At 69.9% G+C, this 24,419-nt stretch carries 17 protein-coding genes; 6 read left to right on the top strand and 11 right to left on the bottom strand.

Going from position 1 to position 24,419, the window contains the following annotated elements:
- Positions 1-33: 33 nt before the first annotated feature.
- Positions 34-633: a DUF4291 domain-containing protein gene (locus LXN57_RS00080; RefSeq protein ID WP_251795984.1), complete on the top strand. Its 600-nt coding sequence runs from the start codon at positions 34-36 to the stop codon at positions 631-633.
- An 8-nt stretch (positions 634-641) separates the two neighbouring features.
- Here the strand turns inward: LXN57_RS00080 and LXN57_RS00085 are convergent, their stop codons facing one another.
- The 5 genes from LXN57_RS00085 to LXN57_RS00105 form a co-directional block, all read right to left on the bottom strand.
- Positions 642-1,244 carry an HIT family protein gene (locus LXN57_RS00085; protein ID WP_251795985.1) on the bottom strand — a complete coding sequence of 201 codons (603 nt, stop codon included), beginning with the start codon at positions 1,242-1,244 and terminating at the stop codon, positions 642-644.
- Between the two features lie 35 nt (positions 1,245-1,279).
- Positions 1,280-1,885 carry a DUF2461 domain-containing protein gene (locus LXN57_RS00090; protein WP_251795986.1) on the bottom strand — a complete coding sequence of 202 codons (606 nt, stop codon included), beginning with the start codon at positions 1,883-1,885 and terminating at the stop codon, positions 1,280-1,282.
- A 75-nt stretch (positions 1,886-1,960) separates the two neighbouring features.
- Positions 1,961-3,199: an SGNH/GDSL hydrolase family protein gene (locus tag LXN57_RS00095; RefSeq protein WP_251795987.1), complete on the bottom strand. Its 1,239-nt coding sequence runs from the start codon at positions 3,197-3,199 to the stop codon at positions 1,961-1,963.
- 1 nt (position 3,200) lies between these two features.
- Entirely contained in the window at positions 3,201-6,164 is a 2,964-nt protein-coding gene (locus LXN57_RS00100) for a glycosyl hydrolase 115 family protein (protein WP_251795988.1), read from the bottom strand.
- On the bottom strand, positions 6,161-7,420 hold the full coding sequence (locus tag LXN57_RS00105) for an SGNH/GDSL hydrolase family protein (protein ID WP_251795989.1): 1,260 nt from the start codon (positions 7,418-7,420) through the stop codon (positions 6,161-6,163). Before LXN57_RS00105 ends, LXN57_RS00100 begins: the two co-directional genes overlap by 4 nt.
- A 247-nt stretch (positions 7,421-7,667) precedes the next feature.
- On the opposite strand from LXN57_RS00105, the gene LXN57_RS00110 reads away from it, so the two are divergent.
- The 4 genes from LXN57_RS00110 (at position 7,668) to LXN57_RS00125 (ending at position 11,480) form a co-directional block, all read left to right on the top strand.
- A complete protein-coding gene (locus tag LXN57_RS00110) occupies positions 7,668-7,805 on the top strand; it encodes a hypothetical protein (RefSeq protein WP_251795990.1) in 138 nt (45 codons plus the stop codon).
- Positions 7,802-8,488 (top strand): DsbA family oxidoreductase, encoded by a 687-nt coding sequence (locus LXN57_RS00115; RefSeq protein ID WP_251795991.1) that lies wholly within the window; start codon positions 7,802-7,804, stop codon positions 8,486-8,488. The genes LXN57_RS00110 and LXN57_RS00115 overlap by 4 nt, the downstream gene beginning before the upstream one ends.
- Positions 8,485-9,042 (top strand): TetR/AcrR family transcriptional regulator, encoded by a 558-nt coding sequence (locus tag LXN57_RS00120; RefSeq protein WP_251795992.1) that lies wholly within the window; start codon positions 8,485-8,487, stop codon positions 9,040-9,042. The genes LXN57_RS00115 and LXN57_RS00120 overlap by 4 nt, the downstream gene beginning before the upstream one ends.
- 113 nt (positions 9,043-9,155) lie before the next feature.
- A complete protein-coding gene (locus LXN57_RS00125; protein ID WP_251795993.1) occupies positions 9,156-11,480 on the top strand; it encodes a putative bifunctional diguanylate cyclase/phosphodiesterase in 2,325 nt (774 codons plus the stop codon).
- A 7-nt stretch (positions 11,481-11,487) separates the two neighbouring features.
- On the opposite strand, the gene fxsT is transcribed toward LXN57_RS00125, so the two are convergent.
- The 6 genes from fxsT to LXN57_RS00155 all read right to left on the bottom strand — a co-directional run bounded on the left by fxsT (position 11,488) and on the right by LXN57_RS00155 (position 22,664).
- Positions 11,488-14,490 carry an FxSxx-COOH system tetratricopeptide repeat protein gene (fxsT, locus tag LXN57_RS00130; RefSeq protein ID WP_251795994.1) on the bottom strand — a complete coding sequence of 1,001 codons (3,003 nt, stop codon included), beginning with the start codon at positions 14,488-14,490 and terminating at the stop codon, positions 11,488-11,490.
- 23 nt (positions 14,491-14,513) lie between these two features.
- Complete coding sequence (locus LXN57_RS47795; RefSeq protein ID WP_308206585.1) at positions 14,514-15,353, bottom strand: class I SAM-dependent methyltransferase; 840 nt, start codon at positions 15,351-15,353, stop codon at positions 14,514-14,516.
- Positions 15,354-15,428: 75 nt separating this feature from the next.
- A complete protein-coding gene (locus tag LXN57_RS00140) occupies positions 15,429-15,596 on the bottom strand; it encodes a hypothetical protein (protein ID WP_251795996.1) in 168 nt (55 codons plus the stop codon).
- A gap of 356 nt (positions 15,597-15,952) precedes the next feature.
- A complete protein-coding gene (locus LXN57_RS00145; protein ID WP_251795997.1) occupies positions 15,953-17,071 on the bottom strand; it encodes a lytic polysaccharide monooxygenase in 1,119 nt (372 codons plus the stop codon).
- 12 nt (positions 17,072-17,083) lie between these two features.
- Complete coding sequence (locus LXN57_RS00150; RefSeq protein WP_251795998.1) at positions 17,084-20,011, bottom strand: glycoside hydrolase family 48 protein; 2,928 nt, start codon at positions 20,009-20,011, stop codon at positions 17,084-17,086.
- 28 nt (positions 20,012-20,039) lie between these two features.
- Positions 20,040-22,664: a cellulose binding domain-containing protein gene (locus tag LXN57_RS00155; RefSeq protein WP_251795999.1), complete on the bottom strand. Its 2,625-nt coding sequence runs from the start codon at positions 22,662-22,664 to the stop codon at positions 20,040-20,042.
- Positions 22,665-23,035: 371 nt separating this feature from the next.
- Here LXN57_RS00155 and LXN57_RS00160 point away from each other — a divergent pair, with 371 nt between their 5' ends.
- Positions 23,036-24,400 carry a UDP-glucose dehydrogenase family protein gene (locus LXN57_RS00160; protein ID WP_251796000.1) on the top strand — a complete coding sequence of 455 codons (1,365 nt, stop codon included), beginning with the start codon at positions 23,036-23,038 and terminating at the stop codon, positions 24,398-24,400.
- Positions 24,401-24,419 lie beyond the last annotated feature (19 nt).

Consider the following 24,419-nt stretch of genomic DNA (forward strand, 5'->3'; position numbering starts at 1 on the left):
GGGCACGCCCCGCCCTCGGCCATCATCAGAGGCGTGAATGTTCCCTACCGGCAGATCCGGGCCGCGTACGACGATGACACCGTCACCGTCTACCAGGCCTACCCGGCCGCGATAGCCCGGCCCGCGCTGGCCGCCGGCCGCTTCGTGCCGCCTTTCAAGCCGGCCCGCATGACGTGGATCAAGCCGTCGTTCCTGTGGATGATGTACCGCAGCGGCTGGGCCACCAAGCCTGGCCAGGAACACGTCCTGGCCGTCACGATGCGCCGCGACGGCTTCGAGTGGGCGCTCAGCCACGCCTGCCTCAGCCACTACGTCGCGGGCCACCATCCGAACCAGGCCGCCTGGGCGTCAGCGGCCCGCGAGAGTCCCGTACGCGTGCAATGGGATCCCGAGCGATCCGTGCGCCTGGAGCCGTTGCCGTACCGCTCGCTGCAGGTCGGTCTCGGCGGCGAGGCCGTCGAGCGCTATGTGGACGATTGGATCACCGGGCTCACCGAGGTGACCGGCCAGGCGCACGCCGTCCGGGCGCGGCTCTCGGCCGGCGACGAGGCGGGCGCGGCCGGGCTCCTGCCGCGCGAGGAGCCGTACCCGTTGGCGGCGCCGATCGCCGGCCGGATAGCCGCCACGACCTGACCTCCTGCTCAGGGACGGCGGCCGCCGTACGAGTCGATCAGGGCGTCGACGACCAGGGACGCGTCGGCGGCGGCCACGTCGTCGGGGTATTCGGGCAGCAGGTCGTCCCAGACGACGAGCCAGGAGCCGTACAGCTGGGACTGGCCCTCGGGCCGGGCGAAGAACCAGACGTGCAGGTGGGCGCCGCCGTCGCCGATCCGGTAGACGTGGGCCCGCGAGATGTTCGGCAACGCCTGGATGTGCCGGGCGAGGTGTTTGGTCAGCACGCCCAGCTCGGCCGCGAGCTCGTCGGGCAGGTCGGCCAGGTCGTGGTGGTCGCGCGGGTGCAGCATGAGGATCAGCGGCACGCCCGCCTTGGGGATGCGGGTCAGCCGCCACCTGTCGTTCAGCCAGAGGCCCTCGTCGCGGCGGTCGCACGACCGGCAGTCGGCCGGGTCCTCGCCGTGCCGGGGCGGCTCGGGCAGCACGGGCTCGCGCAGCGGCGAGACGCTCAGCCCGTCCGGCGTGAACGGGCTGATGTCCCAGCCGGTCATCCGGGCCAGCGGCAGCCGCCGCTGGTCGTCCGCGGCTTCGAGGGCATGGGCGTAGAACTCGTCCGGTCGCAAGGCCATGCCGGGCAGCGTAGATCCCTCTGCGACCCTCGGGATCAGCGGACGTGGATGTCCAGCCAGTCCTTGAGCGGCCGGCTCGCGCGCAGGAAGTCGACGATCCGCTTCTTGGCGGCCGCGGTCCCGAGCCAAGCTGCCGGCTCCCACTGCTGCCACGTGGTCAGGCCCTTGTGCCGCAGCAGGTCGGCGCGCGGATGGTCCTTGTCGTAGCCGCGGGGCGCCGTTTTCAACGACCCGTGGCCGTGTACGCCGACCTGGCCGGCGATAGCGGCCAGGTCCGCGCCGGCGCGGTCGTCGACCACCGCCCGCCGGTAGCGGTCGAGCTGCTCCTTGTCCATCTGGTAGACGCCGCAGCCCGCCGCCAGCCCCTCGGCCGACAGCTGGAGGTAGCCGCCCATGTCGAGCCACGCCCCGAGGTGTGTCTTGTAGGGCGTCTTGTCCTTGCTGAACCGCACATCCCGGTACGGCCGGAAGATCTTGCCGGGGCCGAACTCGCGCTCGAGTTCGTCCAGCAGCTCCCGCATCGGGTCGCGCACCTGCTTCTCGTAGAAGTCGAGGTGCGCGGTCCAGTACGTCTTCGAGTTGTCAGCCTCGAGGCCCTCGTAGAACTCGAGGGCCTCGCTGGGCCAGCCGCGGAACGTCACCGCCCGATAGTAGGTCCCCGAAGGGTGCACGCCCCGCGCCGCGGGAGATGACTGCGGCGCGGGGCGCGCACGACGTCAGTTCAGCCAGCGCTGCGGCACTGCCTGCGCGATCGCCCGGTAGCCGGCCGGGTTCAGGTGCAGGTGGTCCCCCGTGTCGTACGCCGGAAGAAGCTGCCGTGGCACGGCCGGGTCCCGCACGGCGGCGTCGAAGTCGGCCACCCCGTCGAACAGGCCGCGCCGCCGGATGGCCGCGTTGACCGCCGTACGGGAAGCCTCTCTCAGACCGCCGGGATCGTCGTAGCCGGTGTTGCCGCCGAACGGGGTGATCGTCGCGCCGTACACCCTGAGGTCGGCGGCGTGGGCGCGCAGCACGATCTGCTCGTAGGCGACCAGTAGATCGTCGGTCACCGCCTTCTGATCGGCGACCGTGGCCGGCGCCGTGCCGATGTCGTTGACGCCCTCGAACAGCAGCATCCGGTCGACGCCGCTGGTGGCGAGCACGTCCCGGTCGAGCCGGGCCAGCACGTTCGGTCCGAGCCCGTCGTTGAGCACCCGATTGCCGCCCGCCGCCTGGTTGAGCACGGCCGCGCGGGGGGCCCTTGCGAACAACTGGTCGGGCCAGCGGTCGTTCCCGTCCGTCGTCGATCCCCGCCCGTCGGTGAGCGAGTCGCCGACGATCGCCAGCGCCGGCGCGTCCGATTCCACCTCGACGCCGCTGAGCAGATACCAGTGCGCGACGCCGACGGCTCCGGGCAGGTCGGGTGCGGCGTGCTGGTCACCGCCGACGAGGTACGAGGTGGTCCGCGACCCGGGATGGGAGGTGAGATCGAGCGTGGCCTGTCCCGTCGCCAGGTACACGGTGACGGTCAGGTTCTCGCCCCGCCCGGCCGGGAGCGGCACCGGGTCGGAGACGATCTGCGCCCCGACCGGCACCGTGACCGACGGCCGCCCGCCGAACGTGAGCGAGCGGCTCGACCCGGACACGATCGCCGGCACACCGGCCCGGCCGCCGACCGGCCGGGCCACCGCCGCCGCCGTCAGCGGGAGGGCCGCTCCGCCGAAGGCGTTGGAGAAGCGGACCCGTACGCGGGGACCACCCACCGTGACGTGCACGGTCTGACGCAGGGTGGTGTCGACCAGCACCGCGCTCTCCCCGGTGAACGGCGCCGGTGGCAGATTGTGGGGCTCGGTCAGCTGCGGCATCGCGGTCCAGGTGTGGATCCACCGCCGCCGGCCGCCGGCTGCCGCCGCGCCGGACAGCGGCACGGGCAGCACCGCCGCCCCGCCGAGGCTCAGCAATGTCCTTCGCCGCATGTCAGAACCTCCGGCTCTCGGGCGGCCCGAGGTAGCTGTCCTTGACCCCGCCGGTGTCCACGACCAGACGCTGCAGGATCACCGTGGGGTCGATCGCCCGGAACGTCAGCGTGTGCACGCCCGGCCCGGAGATCTGGTGGGTCGTCGTCGTGCGGTTGATGTTGTCGGACGTGTTGCGCGCCCACTGCCGGTTCATGGTGGTGTCGTTGGCGCCGGTCGCCTTGGTCACGTTCACCACCTGCGGCGTCTGCCCGTCGACGGACACCGCGTACTTCAGGCCGTCGCCCGGCAGCACGTTGTTGCGCGGCGACAGGTACGCGGTGACACGCACCGGTCCACTGCTGGTGAGCGTCATCGTGTAGTCTAGGCGGTCGTCCGATCCGCCCACCGGCGTGAGCCCGTTGCCGGTCTTGCCGATGCCCGGCAGCAGCTGCCACTTCCCGGTCCGGCCGGTGTAGTGGTCCGCCTCCATGGCCACGTACCCGTTGGCCTCGAGGAATCCGACCGGCCTGACCGTGGGATTCGCGATCGGCGCCCGCACGACGACGGATTTCCCGGCGCCGGTGACGGTGATCGGCACGGTGGTCGTGCCCTTCGGCGCGCGCCGCCAGTCGACCGTGACCGTCGCCCGCACCTGGTCGTCCACGATGCCGGACGCCGGCGCCACGTGCACCCACGAAGCGCCCGTGGTGATCCGGTACCGGAACGGCGTGGCGCCCTTGTTGTAGACGTCGATGTACTGCGGCCGCTGCGCCTGCCACGGGCTGAACGCCGGCAGCGTCTCCGGGTCACCACCGTCGAGCCCGACCCCCAGCTCGCTGCCCGCGGGCAGGTCGATCCGCTGGAGGTGCGGGTAGATCTCGTCCGGCAGGGCCACGTTGTTCAGTTCCGGCTGCTGCCAGGGCGCGTTCGGGCCGTAGCGCTCGACGTTGCCGTACCCGATCTTGGGTTGCAGTTGCCAGTTCTTCCACTTCCCACCGGCCAGGGTGGTGTTGTAGTAGTCGCTCATCGCCTGGTCCTCGGCGAAGAGCCGTTCGGCGGTGTCGGCGAGCTTGTTCGTGGCCGCTCGGCCCTGCGCCGCGTAGGCGATGTTGGTGAACTGCGCGCGCCGCAGCTCATAGATGACGGCCGTGTCCTTGATCTGGTAGTAGACCAGTTGGTAGAACGCGTCCTGCCAGGCCGGGGGCACCTTCGCTCGCAGCCGTTCGGCCCGCCGGGCGAGGTCGATCCAGTCCTCGGTCACGCGGTCCATCTCGCCGTAGTCGGTGAGGCTGAACGGCGTGGCCTGGTCGTTGTAGACGACAGCCGTCGGGTCGGTGGTGATGTCCTTGGCCGGGTCGACGGTGATGCGCCGGTTCAGCAACTCCGGCTTGCGGCGCGACTGCAGGAAGGAGTACTCGTCGAGCAGTTCCGCGACGGCCGGCGCGAGCGCCTTCCCGAAGTTCTCGGCGGCGAACGACGTGGTCCATTCGTCGATCCCGTGCACGGGCACCGCATCCGGGTTCCACGCGTAGTCGAGGAAGAACTGGGTGGGCAGTTCCTCGTTCTTCAGGTCGCCCACGTTCACGACCCAGAGCCGGTCGACGCCCTTGCGGTACGCGAGGTTCAGCTGCTCCCACGTGTTGGTGAGATTGATGGTGTCGGCCCATTTGTAGTTGCGGCCGTCGCCCACGTAGTCGAAGTGGTAGTACATGCCGTAGCCCCCGCCGCGGGCCGGCAACGACGCGTCGGGCAGCTTCCGCATGTTGCCCCAGTTGTCGTCGCAGAACACGACCGTGACGTCGTCCGGCGGCCGATAACCGTTGTCCCAGTAGCGCTGCACCTCTTTGTAGAGGGTCTGCACCTGCGGCCGGTCGATCAACCCGGTCTCGCGCAGGATCTCCCGCTGGCTGTCGATGATGGACGACATCAGGTCGATGCCGTCGCCGTCGGGCAGGCTGACATCGCCGTTGCCGCGCATGCCGAGCGTGATGACGCCCTCGATGTTCTGGTCGCGCATCCGTTCGGCGCCGTCCCGCCAGTACGCCTTGATGGCGTCCGCGTTGCGGCGGAAGCTCCACTCCCCCGTCCCGGTCGGGTGCCGGTTCCATTCCTCGATGCCGCGCATCATCGGCGCCTCGTGCGAGGTGCCCATGACGACGCCGTAGAAGCTGGCGGTGGCGTGGTTGAGCGGGTCGTCCTCGGCGAAGGCGCGCCCCCACACGGCCGGCCACAGGTAGTTGGCCTTCAGCCGCAGCATGGTCTCGAAGACCTGGGAGAAGTACTCGCTGTTGAGCCCGCCGGGATAACCGGGCGCCTTGCCCGGCCCGAAGTAGCCGGGCGCCCACGTGCCGGTGGCCGGGTTCTCGTCGTTGATGAAGAACCCGCGGTACTTCACCTTCGGGGTGCCCTGGGTGTGCCGGCCGGGCAGCACGTAGAGCTCAGCCTTCTTCTGCACGGGCACGTCGTCCCAGAAGTGCCAGGGCGAGACACCGATCTTCCGCGACAGGTCGTAGGCGCCGTAGATGCTGCCCCGCTGGTCGCTGCCGGCGATGACGAAGGCACGCCGTACGCCGGGGAGCGGATCCTGGACGACCTGTTCGACCGTGGTCTCCCACTTGCCCTGGATCCCCCGGACGTCGAGCTTGCCGCGCGCGACGATCCGGTCGATGAGCGGGCTCTTGCCGATGGTGCCGACGATGACCGGGTCGCGCCCGGCCGGAATCGTGTCGTGCCCGACGACGGGCTTGACGCCGGTGACCTTCCCGAGGTCGGTCTGCAGGTCGTCGGCGACGCGGATCACGCCCGCGAAGTCGTCCTTGCTGACCACGATGGGCGCGCCCCGCAGCGGGAAGCGGCCCGGGCCGTTCTCCGTGGAGACGTACGACTGGGTCTTTCCACCGCCCGCAGAGGGGCCGGCCGTCGCGGGAACCGGCGCGAGCACCAGGAGGCTCGCGGTCGTCAGAGAAGCGATCGCGGCCCTCATGAGAAGAGCCTCAGCGGCACGGCGTCGGCCATCGCGGCCATGCCGGCGTCGTTGGGATGCAGGCCGTCGCCGCTGTCGTAGGCGGGATGGAGCCGCAGCGGGTCGGCCGGGTCACGCAGGGCCCGGTCGAAGTCGACGACCCCGTCGTACTCGCCGCCGGACCGGATCCAGCGGTTGAGCACGTCCCGCTTGCGCTCGTTGGCCTCGCTGTAGAAGCCGAGGGTGTCGCCCTTGAACGGCAGGACCGTGGCGCCGATCGCGACCAGGCCGGCCGAGTGCGCGCGGGCGATCAGTTGGCGGTGACCGCCGATCAGGTCGTCGGCGCTGACCACCTCGGAGGCGGGAGCGACCGTGCCCGGGTGGCCGAGGTCGTTGACGCCCAGCAGCACGACGAGATAGGCGGCGCCGGGCTGGGCGATGACGTCCCGGTCGAAACGGCGGAGGGCGCTGTGCCCGAAGTACGCCGCGAACCCCTCGGCGTCACTGCCGGGCGCCGGGTTCGGATCGTGCAGCAGGCGGTTGCCCGAGATGCCGACGTTGGCCACGCCGACGTGGCGCAGCCGGGCGGCGAGCAGGTCGGGCCAGCGGTGGTTGAGGTTGCTGGCCGTGTTGGCGCCGTTGGTGATCGAGTCGCCCAGGGTGACGACGGCCCGGGCCTCGCGGCGGACGGCCACCCCGGACAGGAACAGGTACTGCCCGATGGTGGCGACCGGGGTCACCGTGCGGGCCGCGGTGACGTCGCCGTCCGCGATGACGTTGTCCTGGAACGCGAACGCGGCCAGGGTCGTCACCGGCGTCCGGGCCGGCAGGTAGAGGCTGATCGCCAGGTCGGCGCCCGGTGTCACCCGCAGGCGGACCGGGTCGCTGACCAGCGGCGAGCCGGCCGGGATGGTCACCGCGGCGCGGTTGCCGAAGGTCACGCGGCGGTCCGAGCCGGGAACGATCCCCGTGCTCGCGCCCTCGCCGGAACGCAGGGCGACGCGGGCCGCGCCGAGACGCAGCGGACCGTTGCCGAACTCGTTGGTGACCCGGATGCGGATCTCGTCGCCGCCGACGCTGGTGTGGACGATCTGCCGGACGGTCTGACTGGCCAGGACGGTGGGCGGGGTGGGCGGGACGGTGGTGGGGGCGGCCGCCCACGTGGCGGTCCAGCCGTCCGTACTCCAAGCGTGGGCATGAGCGGGGGCGGGCAGCCCGGCCGCGGCGGTGACGGCCGCGCCGGAGGTGAGAGCGAGTAACTCGCGTCGAGTGGGCATGGGGGAGCTCCTTCTCGGCCGCCGGGGTCAGCAAGCGCCGAAATTCCCGCGGTGGCCGGAAGTTTCGGAAACACATCGGGCGGACCTTCGTAACGTAAAGGCGACCGTCTATGTCGTCAAGATTACTTCCCTTGATCAGAAGCACTTTCGTCGCGCTTTGATCTCCGCGATACGTCGGAACTTTCGGCCATGATGTCGAAAGTCACTATCTTGGCGCCCGGGTCAAGTTGCTGGTAACTTCTTGACTATGCAGTCAAGTAACGTCGTCGAGGACGACGCCCAGGTCGAGACGGAGGCGGCCGAGCCGGCCCCCGCGCCACTGATCATGCTGGAGACGCCGGACGACTCCGGTGTCTGCGCCGTCGACGGGTGGTGCGACCGATGAGCGGCAGCGTCTTCGGCCGCGCGGCCGAGCCGATCGTCGTCGACGTCTGGAGCGACGTCGTCTGCCCCTTCTGCTACCTGGGCAACGCCGTCCTCAAAGAGGCGGTGGATCAGTTCCCGCACGGCAGCGCGGTGCAGGTCCGCTATCACAGCTTCCAGCTCAACCCCGGCTTCCCGGTCGGTGAGGCCGTCCTGGCCGACGACTACCTGGCCCAGCAGTACGGCATGCCCAAGGCTCAGATCGAGGCCTCGCACGCCCAGCTGGCCGCCCGGGGCGGCCAGTCCGGCCTCGACTACCGGTTCCCGGCGTCGATGATGATCAACACGCTCGACGCCCACCGCATGATCCACCTGGCCAAGGCCCACGACGCCGAGCCGGCCATGGTCGACCGCCTGTTCCGGGCCGAGTTCACCGACGGCCTCAACCTGGCCGACCACGGCGTGCTGGCCGACCTGGCGGCCGAGCTCGGGCTCGACCGCGCCGAGGCGCTGAAGGCGCTCGAGACCAAGGCCTACGAGCAGGACATCCGGGCCGACCTGGCCCGCGCCCGCGAACTGGGCGTCAGCGGCGTCCCGTTCTTCGTCTTCGACAACAAGCGGGCCGTCTCCGGCGCCCAGCCGATCGAGCTGTTCCGCCAGGCGCTCGACGTGACCTGGCAGGACAGGGCAGCCTCCCCCGCATGAGAGCCGACGCCCGGCGCAACGTCGAGGGCATCCGCCGGGCTGCCCTCGACGTGTTCCGCGCCGGCGGCCTCACCACCCCGCTCGACGAGGTGGCCCGGGCCGCCGGGGTCAGCAAGGGCACCATCTACCACCGCTTCGGCAGCCGCACCGGCCTGATCGACGCGGTGGTCGAAGAGCTGGTGGCCGAACGCATCGCCGGCATCATCGACGCGGTCGACGCCCTGGACGGCCCGCTGCTCCGCTTCGAGGAATACCTGCTGCGCACCTGGCTGCTGCAGTTCGACGAGCCCGCGGCCAACGACGTCCTGATGCGGGTCCTCCCCGATTCCGAGCCGCTGACCACCCTGTTCGATCGCGCCTGCCACTTCGGGGGCCGCCTGCTGCACGAGGCCCAGGCCGCCGGCGTGGTCCGCGCCGACATCACCCCCGACGACCTGGCCTACCTGATCCTCGAGCGCGGCGTCATCGTGCGGGCCTGCGACCAGCAGACCCGCGACGACTACCACCGCCGCCTCGACTTCGTCCTGCGCGGCCTGCGCGCCGTCAGAAAGTGACCGGCAGTGAGGCCAGGCCGGAGGGCGACGAGCCTTCCGGCCCGCCCGGTGGCGGGTGAACGTGAACGTTCGGGGGAGATCCGGTCCACAGGGGAGCCGTTAGGGTCGGGCGCGTGACGCGGGAAGTGCTCGAGCCGGCAGCGGGCCGATATGTGCTTGCCACCGTCGCCGTCGCCGCGATCGGCACCCTCTGGTGCGTGGTCTATCTGAGGACGGGCGCCGGCACGGAAGCGATCGCCTACGTCTTCGTCCCGGTCGGCGGCGCGCTCGCCACGGTGTCCGTCCTCGGGCTGATTCGCCGGGGCTCCGGCCTGGACCCGGTCGCCGGGCGGTTCTGGCGGGCCATCGTGCTCGCCGTCGGCACGGTCACGGTCGGCTACGCCTGGCTGGCTGCCGACATGCTGACGCATGCCGGCGAGGCTCGTACGCGCAGCATGCCGGCGCCGGCGGCCGCCCTCGCGATCGCCGGTTTCCTGATCGCCATCTGGGCGCTGGCCCGGGTTCCGGTGGCCGCGGCCCGCGGCGCCGAACGGTGGCGCATGGCTCTCGACCGGATGATCGCCTTTCTCGGCTGCTCGGCCGCGTTGTGGTATCTCGGGCTGGCGCCGATGCTGACCGCCCGCGAGCCGTGGAGTCCGCAGGCGACGTTCCTCGTCGGACTCGGCCTCGTGGTGGCCGTCGGGGCCGCGACGAAGGTGTCGTACATCGCCGGCGGACCGGTCGACCGCGTGGCCATGCGATTCATCGCGGCGGCCGGCGGGGTGCCGGCCGGGGCCGACGCGGTGCTCGCGGTGCAGTTCGGCTATCTCGCCAGCGTCCCGGCCCAGGCCGTCGTCATGCCGCTGGCCCCGGTGTTCATCACCCTCGGCGTCGCCGCGCAGAACCGGGCCGACCGGGGCCTGCGGCCGCCACCGGTGCGGGTCGGCGTGCTGCTGCCGTATCTGGCCATGGTGCTGGTCGACGTGCCGCTGATCGCGGTCGCGCTGGGAGCGCCGTTGCGCCGGCCGATGCGGGTGGTCCTGATCGCCGCGGTCGTGGTCACCGCCCTCGTCATGGTGCGGCAGTATCTCGCGTACCGGGAAAACGCCCGCCTGTTGCGGAACGCGCGATTCCAGGAGGAGCGGCTTCAGCACGAGGTGAGCCACGACGGTCTGACCGGGCTGGCCAACCGGGCGCTGTTCCGCGACCGGCTCACCACCGAGCTGGCCGCCGGCGGCCCGACCACCGTGCTGCTTCTCGACCTGGACGACTTCAAGGCCGTCAACGACCTGCTCGGGCACGGGGTCGGCGACCGGCTGCTGGTCTCGGTGTCGCTGCTGCTGCACACCGAGGTGGGCGGCCGGGGCTTGCCGGCCCGCGTCGGCGGCGACGAGTTCGCCGTGGTGCTGAACGGAAGCGGGCTGGACCCGGAACAGCTGGCCGAGCGGCTGCTGACCGCGCTGTCGCATCCGATCAGTGAGCACCGGCTGCTGGTGCAGGCGAGCATCGGCATCGCGACCGCGGCGCCGGGAGCGACCGTCGACTCGGTGCTGCGGAACGCCGACGTCGCGCTGTACACCGCCAAACAGCAGGGCAAGGCGGGGTTCGTACGCTATGTGGACGGCATGGGCGAGCCGGTGCTGGCGCACATGCAACTCGGCGCCGAACTGCGCCGTGCCCTCGACAACGACGAGTTCCGGGTGGTCTACCAGCCGATCGTGCGGCTCGACAGCAACCGCGTGATCGGCGTCGAGGCCCTGGTCCGCTGGCACCACCCGAGCCGCGGCGTGGTCGGCCCGGGCGATTTCATCCCGGCCGCCGAACGGACCGGCCTGATCGTGCCGCTGGGTCGCTTCGTGCTGCGCGAGACGTGCCGCCAGGCCGCGGCGTGGCTCGACGAGTTCGGCCCCGACGCGCTGAAGGAGGCCGGCCTCAACGTCTCGGCCCGGCAGCTGCACGACCCCGACTTCGTGTCCGAGGTCGCCAAGGCGCTGGCCGACAGCGGCCTGCCCTGCGAGCGCCTGGTCCTCGAGGTGACCGAATCGGCGGTCCTGCGCGGCCCCCAGGTCTCCCGGGCGCTGCACGAGCTCGACCACATGGGCATCCGGCTCGCCCTCGACGACTTCGGCACCGGCGAGTCGTCACTGAGCCTGCTGCGGGCCTTCCCCGCCGCGATCGTCAAGCTGGACAAGTCCTTCGTCGACGGCATCGAGATCGACGACGGCCACCCGGCCGCGGCCGACGCCCGCCAGGCGGTGGCCCGGGCGGTGATCCAGCTCGCGCATGCCCTGGGCCTCGACACCGTGGCCGAGGGGATCGAGAGCCCCGAGCAGGTGACCGCGCTGCGCGAGCTCGGCTACACCCTGGGCCAGGGCTTCCACCTGGCCGAGCCGATGACCGCCGACGGCGTCTCCCGCCTGCTGGCCCGCCAGCAGGCGGTGGCCCGGCTCCAGGCCTGACGTTCATCTACTCGTCTATGACGAAGGCTTGCTGGTAGGTGCGGACGATGACAGGCATCGGTTCGAGTGTGGAAGCACTCGCATCCGCCAACCCGGCAGCAACATCGCGGAGTCGCTGGAGGTTCACGGCCAGAACCTTCACTCGTGGGTGATCGGGCGACCGGCTGGCGCCGCCCACGGCGAGCGCCCGCTCCGCCTGTTTCACGGCTTGCGGCGTCTCTCCCAGCGCGTGTTGCACGATGGCGAGGTTGTTACAGATGGCCGCGATGCGCGGATGCCCGTCACCGTAGGCGTTCTCGGTGTCTAGCAGCGCACGGAGAAGTGCCTCCCACGCGGCCGGAAGGTCGCCCGCCGCGTGCAGGGCGATGCCGAGGTTGCACCGGATCGCGGCCACTCGCGGATGATGCCGGCCGTAGATCCTCTCGTTGATGACGAGCCCACGCTCGAACAGTTGCCGGGCGTAGCCCGCTTCCCCGGACCGCAGGGCGGAAATGCCGAAGTGCCCGCAGATGGTGGCAGTCCGGGGATGGTCGGGACCGAGTGTCGTCTCTTCGAGCTGCAGGGCTCGGTCGTGGAGGCGCCGGGCTCCGCCGCGGTCGCCGAGATAGCTGAGCACTGTGCCCAGGCCGGCACACGCATCCGCGATGCGCGGCCGGTTCGCCTCCTCGTCCCGGTCGAGTACGACCAAGGCCCGCTGGTAGGCGTCCCGGGCACCCTCGAGGTCACCGAGATCGTGCAGCACACCCGCATAGTTGGCTCTCGTCGCGACGGTTCGCGGGTTCTCGTCACCGTAGGACAGGTCCAGAATCTCGAGTGCCTGGACCAGTTCGTTCCTGGCCTCCTTGAGTAGTCCGAGATACTGAAGCGCTCCGGCCAGATTGTTCCGGCGCAGGGCGGTACGAGGATCACCGGGGCCGTACGCCGCCAGCGTGATGGACAAGGCCCGTTCGTATTCGACGCGTGCCTTGCGCATGTCACCGAGATCCTGCGACACCCGGCCCAGGTTGCCGACGATCCGGCTGAGCATCGGGTGCTCGGCCGGAAGCACGACCTCGGCGATCCGCAGGGCCCGGGTCAGACGGGCTTGGGCTCCGGTGAGGTCACCGTCCTCCTGCAGCAGACGTCCGAGCGAGTTCAACGCCTCGGCAACGCGGACGTCTTCCGATCCGAAGGTCGCTTCCAACGAGACCAGGCTGGCCGCGTACTCGACCCGCGCCTGCTTGTTCCGTCCGAGGTCGTGCAGCACAGCGCCCAGGTGCGACCGCATGTCGGCCACCGACACGCTGTCGGGGAACTCCTGGCCTCCGGCGAGGGCGAGCGCGCGGTCGAACACCTGCTGGGCCTGCAAGGGCTGACCCTGCCGGTGCAACAGCCGTCCCGCCCGGTCGAGGAGCCACACCGTCGCCGCCGGCTCCACGCCCGAACACTCGGCATGAGCCACGATGGCCAGCACATGAGTGAGCAGTTCGGGCCGCAGGGCACTGCCGTCCGGCCCGTCACGGTCGAGATGCCTGAGCCAGCGGACGAGTCCACCGACCAACGCGTCCCGCTGCCCCTCGGCCAACCTGTGCCACGCGACGTCCTGCATGAGCCGGTGGACCGACAGCTCATCCTCGGTGGCGCTGACCAGCGACAGACCGCGGAGAACCGCCACCGCCTTCGCGTAGGCGAGTGGGTCGGCCAGGCCTGACCTCAGCGGCTCGGGAAGGTGCACGGCGGCTCGGGGCAGCAGACGGCGGGGAATGCGATCCGGCGCAGTGACAGCGCATAACGTCATCAATGCTTCGGCCAGCGGCTGTTCCCGCTTGATCTGCTCGAGCGACAGTTCCCACGTCGAGGCGAGGGAATCCGGATAGGGTCCGGGCATCTGCTCGCGAAGCAGTTCAACCGGCTGAGCGTCGAGCAGTTCCTCGTAGTCCTCCCCGGAGATCTGCGCGTTGTCGATGAAAGCGGCCGCCTGAGCGAGAGCGAGCGGCAAACCGTCCATCCGATCGGCCAGCCGCTCGGCCGACGTGGTCGACACACTGGGTGACCGTTTCGCCATGAAAGCCACGGATTCGTACTGCTCGAGGACTCCCAGCTGGACCGGCGTGGCACCGACCGCCCGCCAGTCAGGGTTACGAGAAGTGATAATGGTGTGGCCACCGGGCCGAATGAGGTCCCGCAGATCCTCGGCGGTCTCCGCGTTGTCGAGGACAAGAAGCCAACGACCCGTCTGGTCGAGGCGCCGGAACAATACTTCGATCAACTCCTCGGGCCGGGCGTCGAGGATGCCCAGCCGGCGAGCGAGCTCCGTGAGCTGCGTGACCATCGTCGCCGGCTGGTCGGCGATGACCCACCAGATGGCCGCGTAGTCGACCATGAACCGGTGCGCGTATTCGAGCGCCAGCTGCGTCTTGCCGATGCCGCCGAGTCCGTGGACTGCCTGAATCAGGATCGGGCTGTCCGACACGTGCAACCGGGACCGGAGTTCGTCGAGCAGGTCCCGGCGGCCGGTGAAGTGCGGATTTCGGGGTTGCAGATTGCAGATCGCGGGACGACTTCCCGGGAACGGCCGGCTGCGGCTCGCCCCCGGAAAGGGAGGTTGGTGGCTCGGCTTGGCCCGGCCCAGCCGTAGACCGTCCAGGAGCCGGGAACGGGCCTGGTCCTGATCCGCTCCGAACAGCTCGATCCGCACGATCGGGGCAAGCAGGCGCGGCAGCACGCATTCTTCGATCTGCACCAGCACGAGCCGTCGACGGCCCTCCTCGTCCTCCATGAAGGCGCCGGTCCATTCGTCGGTGCAGTACCGCGAGGCCAGGTAGGCCGGACTTACCACGGCTATCGTGCGGTCCGCGCTCTCGAGGGCCGCACGCATGCGGTCGACGAAGTTCTCACCGGGCCGGAAGTCCCAGGCCTGAACAATCGCCCGATGGCCGACCTCCTCGAGCTTCCAGCTGACCCATTCGGCCCACGGTCGGTTGGCCGCGGTGTAGCTGACGAAGAAGGTTTCCCGCCCGTCCTCGGACACCTGGCCTCCTGCTCCGGCGTTGGTCAGCGGCGCTCGTAGGACATCTGACGGATGTGCCAGCGCGCCGAGGCGGCGATTTCTCCTCGGACCACCGCGGCCAGGTCCCTTTCGAGGTCATTCAGATAGGCGTTCCCGAACTTCTCGATCAGGCGCGGGTCCGACCGCCAGGAGCGAAGGTTCGCGTGGAACATCTGTCCGACCTCGGTCGGCGCGGGCGCGACCACCACGACGTGTGAACTCATACGGTGAACACCGGCCGGCATGTCCGCCGCGTCGAGCACCGAGCCGATCTCGAGCCGTTGCCCCTCGCCACTCAGAAGCGCATTCACCGCAGCCTGGTATCGGAGCAGCACGGGATGACTCGTCTCCACCTGCTCCACCTCGTCGATGAGAAGCACTCCACCCTCGGTCAGCTGGGTGGTCCACAAGTTCAACGACTCAACGGGCTCGGAGAGATGGGTCAGCAGGAAACGGCAGTAGATGAGGTCGGCGGGCGCCTCGGGGAACGGGACGGTTCTGACGTCATGCCGTTGGAAACGGACGTTCTCGGTTGCGCTCTCGCGCGCCAGTTCCAGGAAGGATACGGAATTGTCGAGACCGATCGTCCGCGACGAATGTGACGTCTCGGCGACGAGGTGAGTGGTGAAGCCCGGCCCGCAACCGAGATCCACAGCCGTCCTGATCGGGTGGGAAGCCGCAGCCCGGATGAATCGCCGACTGCTTTCGGCGAAGACATCGGCGAGAAGGGCGAGCCGGCTCGCCGCAAGATCCGAGTCACCGAACGTGTACCGGTGACGTGTGACCGGATCGTCGCCCTTGATATCGGATGGCTGTGCGGTTCCTGGCATGTGTTCCCCCGGCATCTCGACGACGATTCTCGTCAGAATAGGTCGCGCGGAGATGCCAGGTGTTCGCCTGTCATGTTCCTGATCGCAATGTCATGCTTTCCGACCGCGGATACCCCAGATCATGTTGTCCAAGGAGTTCGGCTCGTCGATGTGGTCGGTGAAGCGGACCTGATGGAGGTTGCGCAGGAAGACGAGGTCGGGCGGGATGCGGTCGGCACCGGGCAACAGCACCGGGATCACCGGCGCTTGGCTCTCCACGCACTGTTCCAAGCCCACTGCAGGCGCTGCCGGCGGAACTCGCCCTTCGAGAGCAACGGCAGCGCGGTGCCCGCCACTACTGGAACAGATGATCGCGCGGTGGGCGCGCCGATCGTGAGGCCCGCAACGCCGCGGACGCCTCGGCGACCGCCGCCGGGGTGAGGGGTACCAGCAGTTCGGAGCGGCGTTCAATCTCTCGCAGGTGCGCCCGGATCCGCTTCGGTTCGGTGTGGCGGCCGTTCCCGGCGTCCCGCCGCGAACGGCGCCAGTCCCTTACGGTCGTGAGCGTCGACCGGGCCGGCGGCGGCGCGATGGGGTCGCGCCGCCGCCGGGTTCCTTTTCCGGAGCGGGTCAGGTCAGGTGGTGGCGCAGGCCAGGTTGTTGACCGATGGTGGCGCCGTGCCCGAGCCGAGCAGCCCGAACGTCACGTACTTGCCGGCGGCGACCGTGCCGTTCCAGTTGACGTTCTTGACCGTTACGAGCGAGCCGCTGCTGGTGGCCGTGCCGCTCCAGGCCTGGGCCAGGGTCTGCGACCCGGGCCAGGTCCAGTTGACCGACCAGTTGTTGATCGCCGTGGCGCCCGCGTGGACCATCACCTCGGCCTGGAACCCGCCGTTCCACGAGCCCGTGATGTTGAACATCGCGGTGCAGTCGCCGGATCCCGCAGGCGGCGGGGTCGTAGGCGGAGGCGTGGAGGGCGGCGGGGTGGTCGGCGGCGGGGTCGTGGGCGGCGGCGTGGTGGGCGGAGGCGTCGTGGTGCCGCCGCCACCGACGCCGGTCACCTCGCCGTTGCCGCCGTCGAAGGTCACGTCGGAGCAGCCGTAGAACGTCTCGTTGCTGTCCGAGCGCTGCCACACCGAGTAGATCAGGTGGCGGCCGCTCTTGCCGGACGGCAGCGTCGCGTTCCAGTAGTAGTGCCCGTCATCGGAGCCGGGACCGCCGTTGGAGGGCGGGTTGGTCACCGAGTCGAACGGGGCCGACTCCAGGTCGCTCCAGGCCAGGGCCCGGGTCGGGCTCCAGCTGTCCTTGGTGATGTACATGCGGAACGTGCCGGGGTGCTTGGCCCAGTTGTTGTACTGGACGCCGATCTGCCGGCCGGCGGTCAGGTGGGTGAGCGGCCAGTCGTTGCGCGGCAGGTTGAAGCCCGTGAAGTTGTACGGGCCACCGGTGCCGCCGGAGCACAGCTGACCGTCGGGGATGAACCCGGATGTCCGGCCCGCCCCGTCCGAGCGCAGCACCGCGAACCAGTTGTAGAGCGAGGTCGTCCCGCTCTGCGCCACGGCGGCCGCGCACGCGGCGTTCTTCGGCTCGATCGCACCGGTCTGCGGGTTGCGGCCGTCCTTGTAGCAGAGCCATGTGCGGCTGCCCGGCACCATCATCGCGCCGTGGGCCTGGGCGGCGACCGGTGAGACCACCGCGCCGACACCGGCGGCAAGCAGCCCTGCGAGCGCATACGCAAGAAGCTTCTTTCGCATTGACGAGACCTCCTATCCGTTGGGGAAGAGCCGGGCGAAGTCGGCGTAACCGGTGGCCACGTCGACCTGGGCCCAGAAGCGGTGGTAGTTGAACGTCGGCGCCGGGCCGCCCTTCAGGTAGGCGTCGACCTTCGGGTAGTCCGGGTCGTTCTTGTAGAAGGACCGGATGTCCAGGAACGACACGCCCGGCTTGATCTCGTCGCCGTTCGGCATCGTGCCGGTCCAGCCCGGCGGGATGTAGATGCCCTGACCGGTCGACGCGTCGTAGGTGTCGTCCATCCGGTTGTAGTCGGCGCGGGTCTCGGTGACCGACACGCCCTTCGAGTCCTTCTTGGTCCAGATCGCGTCGAGCAGGTTCTTGGCCGCCGTCTTGGCCGAGGCGCTGCCCGACTTGGCCGCGTAGTAGGTCAGCAGCTTGGCGAACGAGCCCGCCACGCCGAGGTCCTGGCCGTGGCTCGTCACCTCGACGTGCAGGTTGCTGTTGGGCTGCGGGTTCGCCGCGTTCCAGGTGGCCGGCGCGCCGGTCCACTCCATGTCGGACGGGATCGAGAAGTCGGTGGCGCTGATGGTGCTGTTCTCCAGCGCCCACGGCACCCACTTGTCGAGCACCGACTTCGCCTTGGCGTCGTTGGTCAGGTAGTAGTACTCGGCCAGGCGCTCCAGCGACCAGGTCTGCATGCCGAACCAGCGGTTCGACGGCGGGTCCTCGTAGACCGGGGCTTCCACGTACGCGAGTCCGTAGAACGTCGGCGTGCCGGCCGGCCGGGCCTGGTAGCTGCCGTTCCAGCTGTTCGTCGCGCCGCCGGCGATCGCGCCCTCGGACGACTGCAGCCACTGGTAGAACTCGAGCTGCCGGTTCAGGCTGGCCTGCCAGTCCGCCTTGGCCGTCGGCGACTTCGGGGCGAAGGCGCTGACGTTGGACAGGACGTAGGCGGCCATCGGGTTCTGGTAGCCGAAGTGGCTCGTGCTCGAGCCGATCCGCCACGCCCAGCCGGCGTTGGTGTCGGTCGCGCCGCCCCAGGCGTAGTACCAGGACATCAGGTTGCTGGAGGAGTTCTTGCCGTTGCCCGCCGCGCACGAGGTCGAGGCGCAGCCCGGCTGCTTGAAGTACTTGTCGTAGAAGGAGTAGCGCAGATAGTCGCCCATCTTGGCCGCGTTGGCCACGGCCGCGGTCAGCTGCGACTGCTTGCCCTGCTCGGTGGCCCAGGTCAACGCCCAGTACGCCGCCTGCACCGCGCGCGAGTCCGCGTCCGGGGCGTTGGTGTACTTCCACTGCTTGGCGTAGCTGGAGTCCTTGGTGAACAGGTCTAGGTAGCCGTTGGGACCGCCGTGCTCGAACGTGTCGCAGGAGGGCTGCGGCACGGTCTCGAACGTCGACTCCTGCGGGCCGCGCTGGAAGGTGTTGATGAAGACGTTGCGCGTCGTGCCGTCACCGCACCGGCCGAAGCCGTACGTGTTGTCGACGTCCATCAGCCAGTGCATGCCGTAGATGTCGGAGGTGCCGTACGCGCTCTTCAGCTCCGACGCCAGCGGGTCGTTGCCCACCGAGACGCTCGGGTCGAGCTGCGACGGGTACTGCGACGGCAGCGGGTACTCGGCCGCGTAGGTCGCCGGCTTGGACGCGTCGTACTTGTCGTTGGTCGGCTGGTCGGCGTGCGACGGGATGATGTACTTCTCCATCGTCGCCCAGGCGCTGTTGAACGGCGCCCAGTCACCCGACGTGTGCCCGTACTCCGCCTCGAGCCACAGCCAGTAGCTGAACGCCTCGGAGGTGGTCTCGTGGCCGTGGTCGGGCGCCTCGTCGATCAGCGTCTCGATCGAGTGGTAGGGCACGCCGTCGGGGCTGAAGTAGCCGTTGGCCGGGTTCTTGATGTCGTTGTACATCTGGGTGAACCGGGCGTCGGCCGCCCCTTCCCGGACGACCGTCGCGTTGACCGTCGCGGCGGTGTGCCCGCTCGCAGTGGCCGAGAACGCGGCCGTCGCGCCGATCGCCGCCGCGCTGGTGGCCGTGACCGTGACGGTCTGGCCGGTGTTCCAGTTCGACGGGGTGAAGGTGAGCGACGCCGGCGAGGCCGAGACGGTGGTGGCGCCGGTGCTGCGGGCGACCGCCACGGTCACGTTGGCCGTCGGCGCCTTGGAGAGCGCCAACTTGAAGGTCGCCGTGCCGCCGGGCGAGACGCTCACCGAGGTGGCATCGGTGACGACCGCCGGGGTGGTGGCCGCGTCGACGAACACCGGCACTGCGGCGGTGTTGCTCTTGCCGCCGGTGGCGTCGTACGCGATGGCCTGCAGCTGATAGGCCGCGGCCTGGGCCGGGACCCCGGTCCAGGTGTACGTGTACGGCGCGGCCGTGTCCGTGTTGAGCAGCAGCCCGTCGTGGTAGAACTCGACCTTGCTGATCGAGCCGCCGGACGGCACGGTCGGCACCGCCGTGATCGGGATCGAGGCCGGCGCGGTGTAGCGGGTGTTCGCCGCCGGGCTGCTGATCTCGACCGTCGGCGCGTTGGCCGAGCCGTTGCAGCGGGTGCCGTTGAGCGTGAACGCCGTCGGCACCGGGTTGGCCGACCCGAACGTGCCGTTGAAGCCGGTGCTGACCGTGCCGTTGGTGCCCAGGCTGCCGTTCCACGCCGCGTTGTTCACGGTGACGCGCTGGCCGCTCTGGCTGTAGACGCCGCTCCAGCCCTGGGTGACCCGCTGGGCGGCGTCCGGGAAGTCGTACTCGAGCTTCCAGGTGGACACCGGGTCGCCGGTGTTGGTGATGGCGATGTCGCCGGTGAAGCCGCCGGACCACTGGCTCTGCACCTTGTAGACGACGGTGCAGCTCGGTGCGGCCAGGGCGGGGACGCCGGCCACGAGGGCCGCGCCGGCGCCGAGGACGGCGGCGCCGGTGACGGCCAGCCCGCGGCGCAGGCGGCGTCTGATGGGGGGTCTTACTTGCACGGGGAGTTCCTTTCTGTGGGGAGGCGCGCTACGCCGGAGCGCAGGTGACCGGGGAGGGGACGGGGTTGGCGCTGCCGCTGAGGCCTCCGAGGAAGCCGAAGGTGGTGCTCGCGCCCGCGGCCAGGGCGCCGTTCCAGGAGGCGTTGCGCACGCTGACCGCGGTGCCGGTCTGCGTGTGGGCGCCGCCCCACAGCTGGGAGATGGTCTGGCCGCCGCCGTAGGTCCAGCCCACGGTCCAAGCAGCGGTCGGGGACGATCCCGTGTTCTTGACGGTCACCTCGGCTTGGAAGCCCCCGCTCCACAGGTCGGTCACTTTGTACGTGGCCTCGCAACCACCCGGGGGAGGCGGCGTCGAGGTCGGCGGCGACGTGGGCGGCGTGGTGGGGGTTGGCGGCGACGTGGGCGGCGTGGTGGGGGTCGACACCGGGTCGGCGTAGAGGATTCCGCGCCCGTTGGTCCCGAGGTAGACCCGGCCGTAGACGCGGGGATCGCCGGCCAGGGCGTCGCCGGCGTTGCCGTACTGGTGCTCGTCGTCGTTGATCCGCACCCAGCTCGTGCCGCTGTCGCCGGAGCGGAAGACGCCCGTCACCCCGTCGACCGTGCCGACCAGGAAGACCGTCGGGCGGGTGGAGCCCGGCGCCGCCTTGCCGAACGCGACGTTGACACCCGCGGTCACCGAAGCGAGCCTGGTGAACGACGCTCCGGAGTCGGTCGAGCGCAACAGCCCACTCTCCCCCGCGAACCAGACCTCACCCTGCGCGCCCGGCACCGCCTTGAGGTGCAGCCGGCCGGCCGTCGGCAGGATGGCCGCCGAGGCCGTGAACGAAGCCCCGCCGTCCTTGCTCGTGTAGAACTTCCCCGCCGCGTATGCATAGAAGGTTCGGGGGTCGACCCGGTCGCTCTCGACGATCGCGCCGGCCGGGATGCCGCTCGACGCCGTCCACGAGCTGCCCCGCGTGGTCGAGTGGTGGACGCCCACCCCCTGCGGCGACCACACCATCGCGGTGGCGTCGGCGCCGACGGCGATCGTCCCGCCGCCGGTCACCCCGGACGGCTCCTGGCCCTGGTACCAGTTCTTGCCGCCGTCGGACGAGATGCCGATGTGCGGAGCCGCGTCCGCGTTGCCGACCCGGGCGAAGACCGCCGGGCTGAGCTCGGCGAAGTCCAGTGACGTGTTGCTGCCCAGCGCCGGCGTATCGTGGAAGCTCGGCGGCACCGAGTCGAGCGACGCGTGATGGAAGCCGCCGATGTCGCCCAGCGCGCTGACCAGCGGCGCCCCCGAGGGCGGACTGGCCAGGTCGAGGACGGCCGTCTCCTCGAGGCCCCGGGCCATCGGCTTGATGGTGAACGTGGTGTTCCTGTCCCAGTTGGTCAGCTGGGTGGTGCCGTAGATCGTCGCTCCGGTGCCGTAGAGCATCCGGTCGGAGTCGAACGGGTCGATCTCGAGCGACTCGTTCATCCAGCCGAGCTTGGGCGTCGACTCCGGCGGCTGCGGGTTGGTGTTGAAGTCGAGCCACGGGTTGGCCGAGATGTCCATGGAATAGCGCTTCGAGACCGACGGGTAGCCGTCGAAGTCCCAGATCCGGGTCCAGGTGGCGCCGTTGTCGGTGCTGCGGAAGAAGATCGCGTCGGGCCACCAGGAGATCTGAGTGGCGACCATGAGCGTGCCCGGCTTCTGCCGGTCGACGGTCAGACCCGAATATCCGTAGTACGGCGATGCCGAGGCCGGCGTGGGCGAGATGTCCGTCCAGGCGCCGGTGGTCGTGTCGAACCGCTGCACCTGACCCGCGCCGCCGTCGTACGGTCCGCCGGTGTCGCTGGTGGCGATGAACAGATAGTCGCCGGCGACCACGCCCTTGTGGGCGAGGTAGCCGGTGGGCTGGCCGGGGATGCGCTCCCAGGTCGCGCCGCCGTCGAGCGAGCGGTAGACGGGGTTCTGCTTGTCCGCCACGCCGACGTAGATCTGGTTCGCGGCCCCGAAGGTCACCCAGGTCAGGCCCTGGTTCTGGCTCAGATAGCCGGTCGTGTCGGCCGGGTCCTGCACGTAGTTGCCGGCGTTCGGGAAGTTCGTCACCTTCGCCCAGGTCGCGCCGTGGTCGGTGCTGCGCCACAGCCCGTTTCCGCCCTCCGCGGCAAAATAGACCTTCCGGTTGTCGCGCGGATCGACCGCGAGCCGCTCCCCCATGCCGCGGCCCGGCATGTTGCCGCCGTTCTTGAACGGCAGGACGGCGGTCTGCCAGGTGTTTCCCTTGTCGGACGAGCGCAGGATCGCCCCGTTGCCCGGGTCCCAGCTGTTCGTGTACATGCCGACCGCCGCGTACACCCGGTTCGTGTCGACCGGGTCGGGCGCGATGCTGAGCACGCCGTTGTAGCCCCAGTCCTCCTGTCCCACCCAGTCGAGCAACGGCGTCCAGCTCTGGCCGCTCTGGTTCCAGCGATAGGCGCCGCCGATGTCGGTGCGGGCGTAGATCAGATCGCGCTCGCCGGGGTTGAAGACGACGCCCGGCACGAAACCCCCGCCGTCGATGCGGACGTTCTTCCAGACGTACGGGTCGGCCGCCGCCGCGGAGGCGCCGAGCGGCCGCGCCAGGGCGACGGCGGCCGAGCCGAGCAGCACGGCGGTGACGACCGCGGCAATGGTGGATCGACGCATCCAAGAGCCTTCCATCGACGAGCTTCCACATGGGAGCGCTCCCAGCAGCGTCCTGGCCGCGACATCTTCCTGTCAAGCCCTGGAAACCAGGAGTTGACAATCGTGCATATCTTGGCGAGCCTGCTGTCCGTCGGCGGGCATGATCACGCTCGGGGCGGGTAGTCGGGCCGAGGGGCGCGGCAAACCACGGCGGGCATTCGGGTTTCTCAATAGCTAAATGAATCGGAACAACACGCGGCAACTCTAAGGAATGAACCGATAACGGTACGTCAGGGATTTGCGCGACGTTTTTCTACGCTGTGTATCATCTGGCCGTGATTACGGGAGCGGACCCGCGTCCCCCAGCGGAGCCCGCAGCGGAGGAGCATTTGATGAAGGTTTGTGTTGTCGGCACGGGCTACGTCGGTCTCACCACCGGGGTGAGCCTGGCCTTCCTGGGACACGAGGTGACCTGCGTCGACCTCGACCAGGAGAAGGTCGACATGCTGCGGGGCGGGCGCTGCCCGATCTACGAGCCCGGCATGGAGGAGCTGCTGGTCGAGGCCGCGCAGAACCTGACCTTCACCACCAGCTACGCCGAGGGCGTCCCCGGCGCCGACGTCGTCTTCGTCGCCGTGCAGACCCCGTCCGCCCCCGACGGCAGCCCCGACCTGCGCTACCTGCGCTCGGCCGCCGAGAGCGTGGCCCAGAGCCTCGACCACGAGTTCACCGTCGTGGTCAACAAGTCGACCGTTCCGATCGGCAGCGGCAACTGGGTCGACGCGATTCTGCGCGATTCGTTCGCCACCCGCGCCGACCGCCCCGAGAACTGCGAATTCTCGGTCGCGTCGAATCCGGAGTTCCTGCGTGAGGGCAACGCGATCCACGACACGCTGTTCCCCGACCGCATCGTCATCGGCTCGGACAACCCGCGCGCGCTCGAGGTGCTCAACCAGCTCTACCGCCCGCTGATCAACCAGACCTTCACCCCGCCCTCGTTCCAGCCCCGGCCGGACGACACCACGGCCGTCCCGCTGGTGTCGACCGACCTCGCGTCGGCCGAGCTGATCAAGTACGCGGCCAACGCGTTCTTGGCCCTCAAGATCAGCTACGTGAACGAGATCGGGCAGCTGGCCGGCAAGGTCGGCGCCGACATCACCGAGGTCGCCCGCGGCATCGGCCTCGACCAGCGCATCGGCTCGCGCTTCCTCGAGCCCGGCGTCGGCTGGGGCGGCTCCTGCTTCGGCAAGGACACCAAGGCCCTGATCGCGACCGCGTCCGAGTACAAGTACGACATGCCGATCGTGCAGGCGGCGCGCGACGTCAACCAGCGTCAGCGCGAGATCGCGGTCGAGCGGCTGCAGAGCGAGCTGCGCATCCTCAAGGGCCGCAAGATCGGCCTGCTGGGCGTCGCGTTCAAGCCCAACACCGACGACCTGCGCGACTCGCCCGCCCTCGACATCGCGAGCCTGCTGGTCGCCCGGGGCGCCCGGGTCAAGCTGCACGACCCGATCGCCGGCGACCGCTTCCGCCGCGAATACCCGGACATGGCCCCGCACCTGAGCGACACGCTCGACGGCGTCTTCGACGACTGCGACGCGATCGTCCTGGTGACCAAATGGGCGCAATATCTCGAACTCGACTGGGGCAAGTTCGTCGGTCTCATGCGGACGCCGATCGTCCTCGACGGCCGCAACGTGCTCGACCAGGAGCGCATGGAACGGCTGGGCTACAAGTACATCGCGATGGCGGGCTGACGCGCCGCCGCATCCACCG

Source organism: Paractinoplanes hotanensis (assembly GCF_023717965.1).
GTDB classification, from domain to species: Bacteria; Actinomycetota; Actinomycetes; order Mycobacteriales; family Micromonosporaceae; genus Actinoplanes; species Actinoplanes polyasparticus.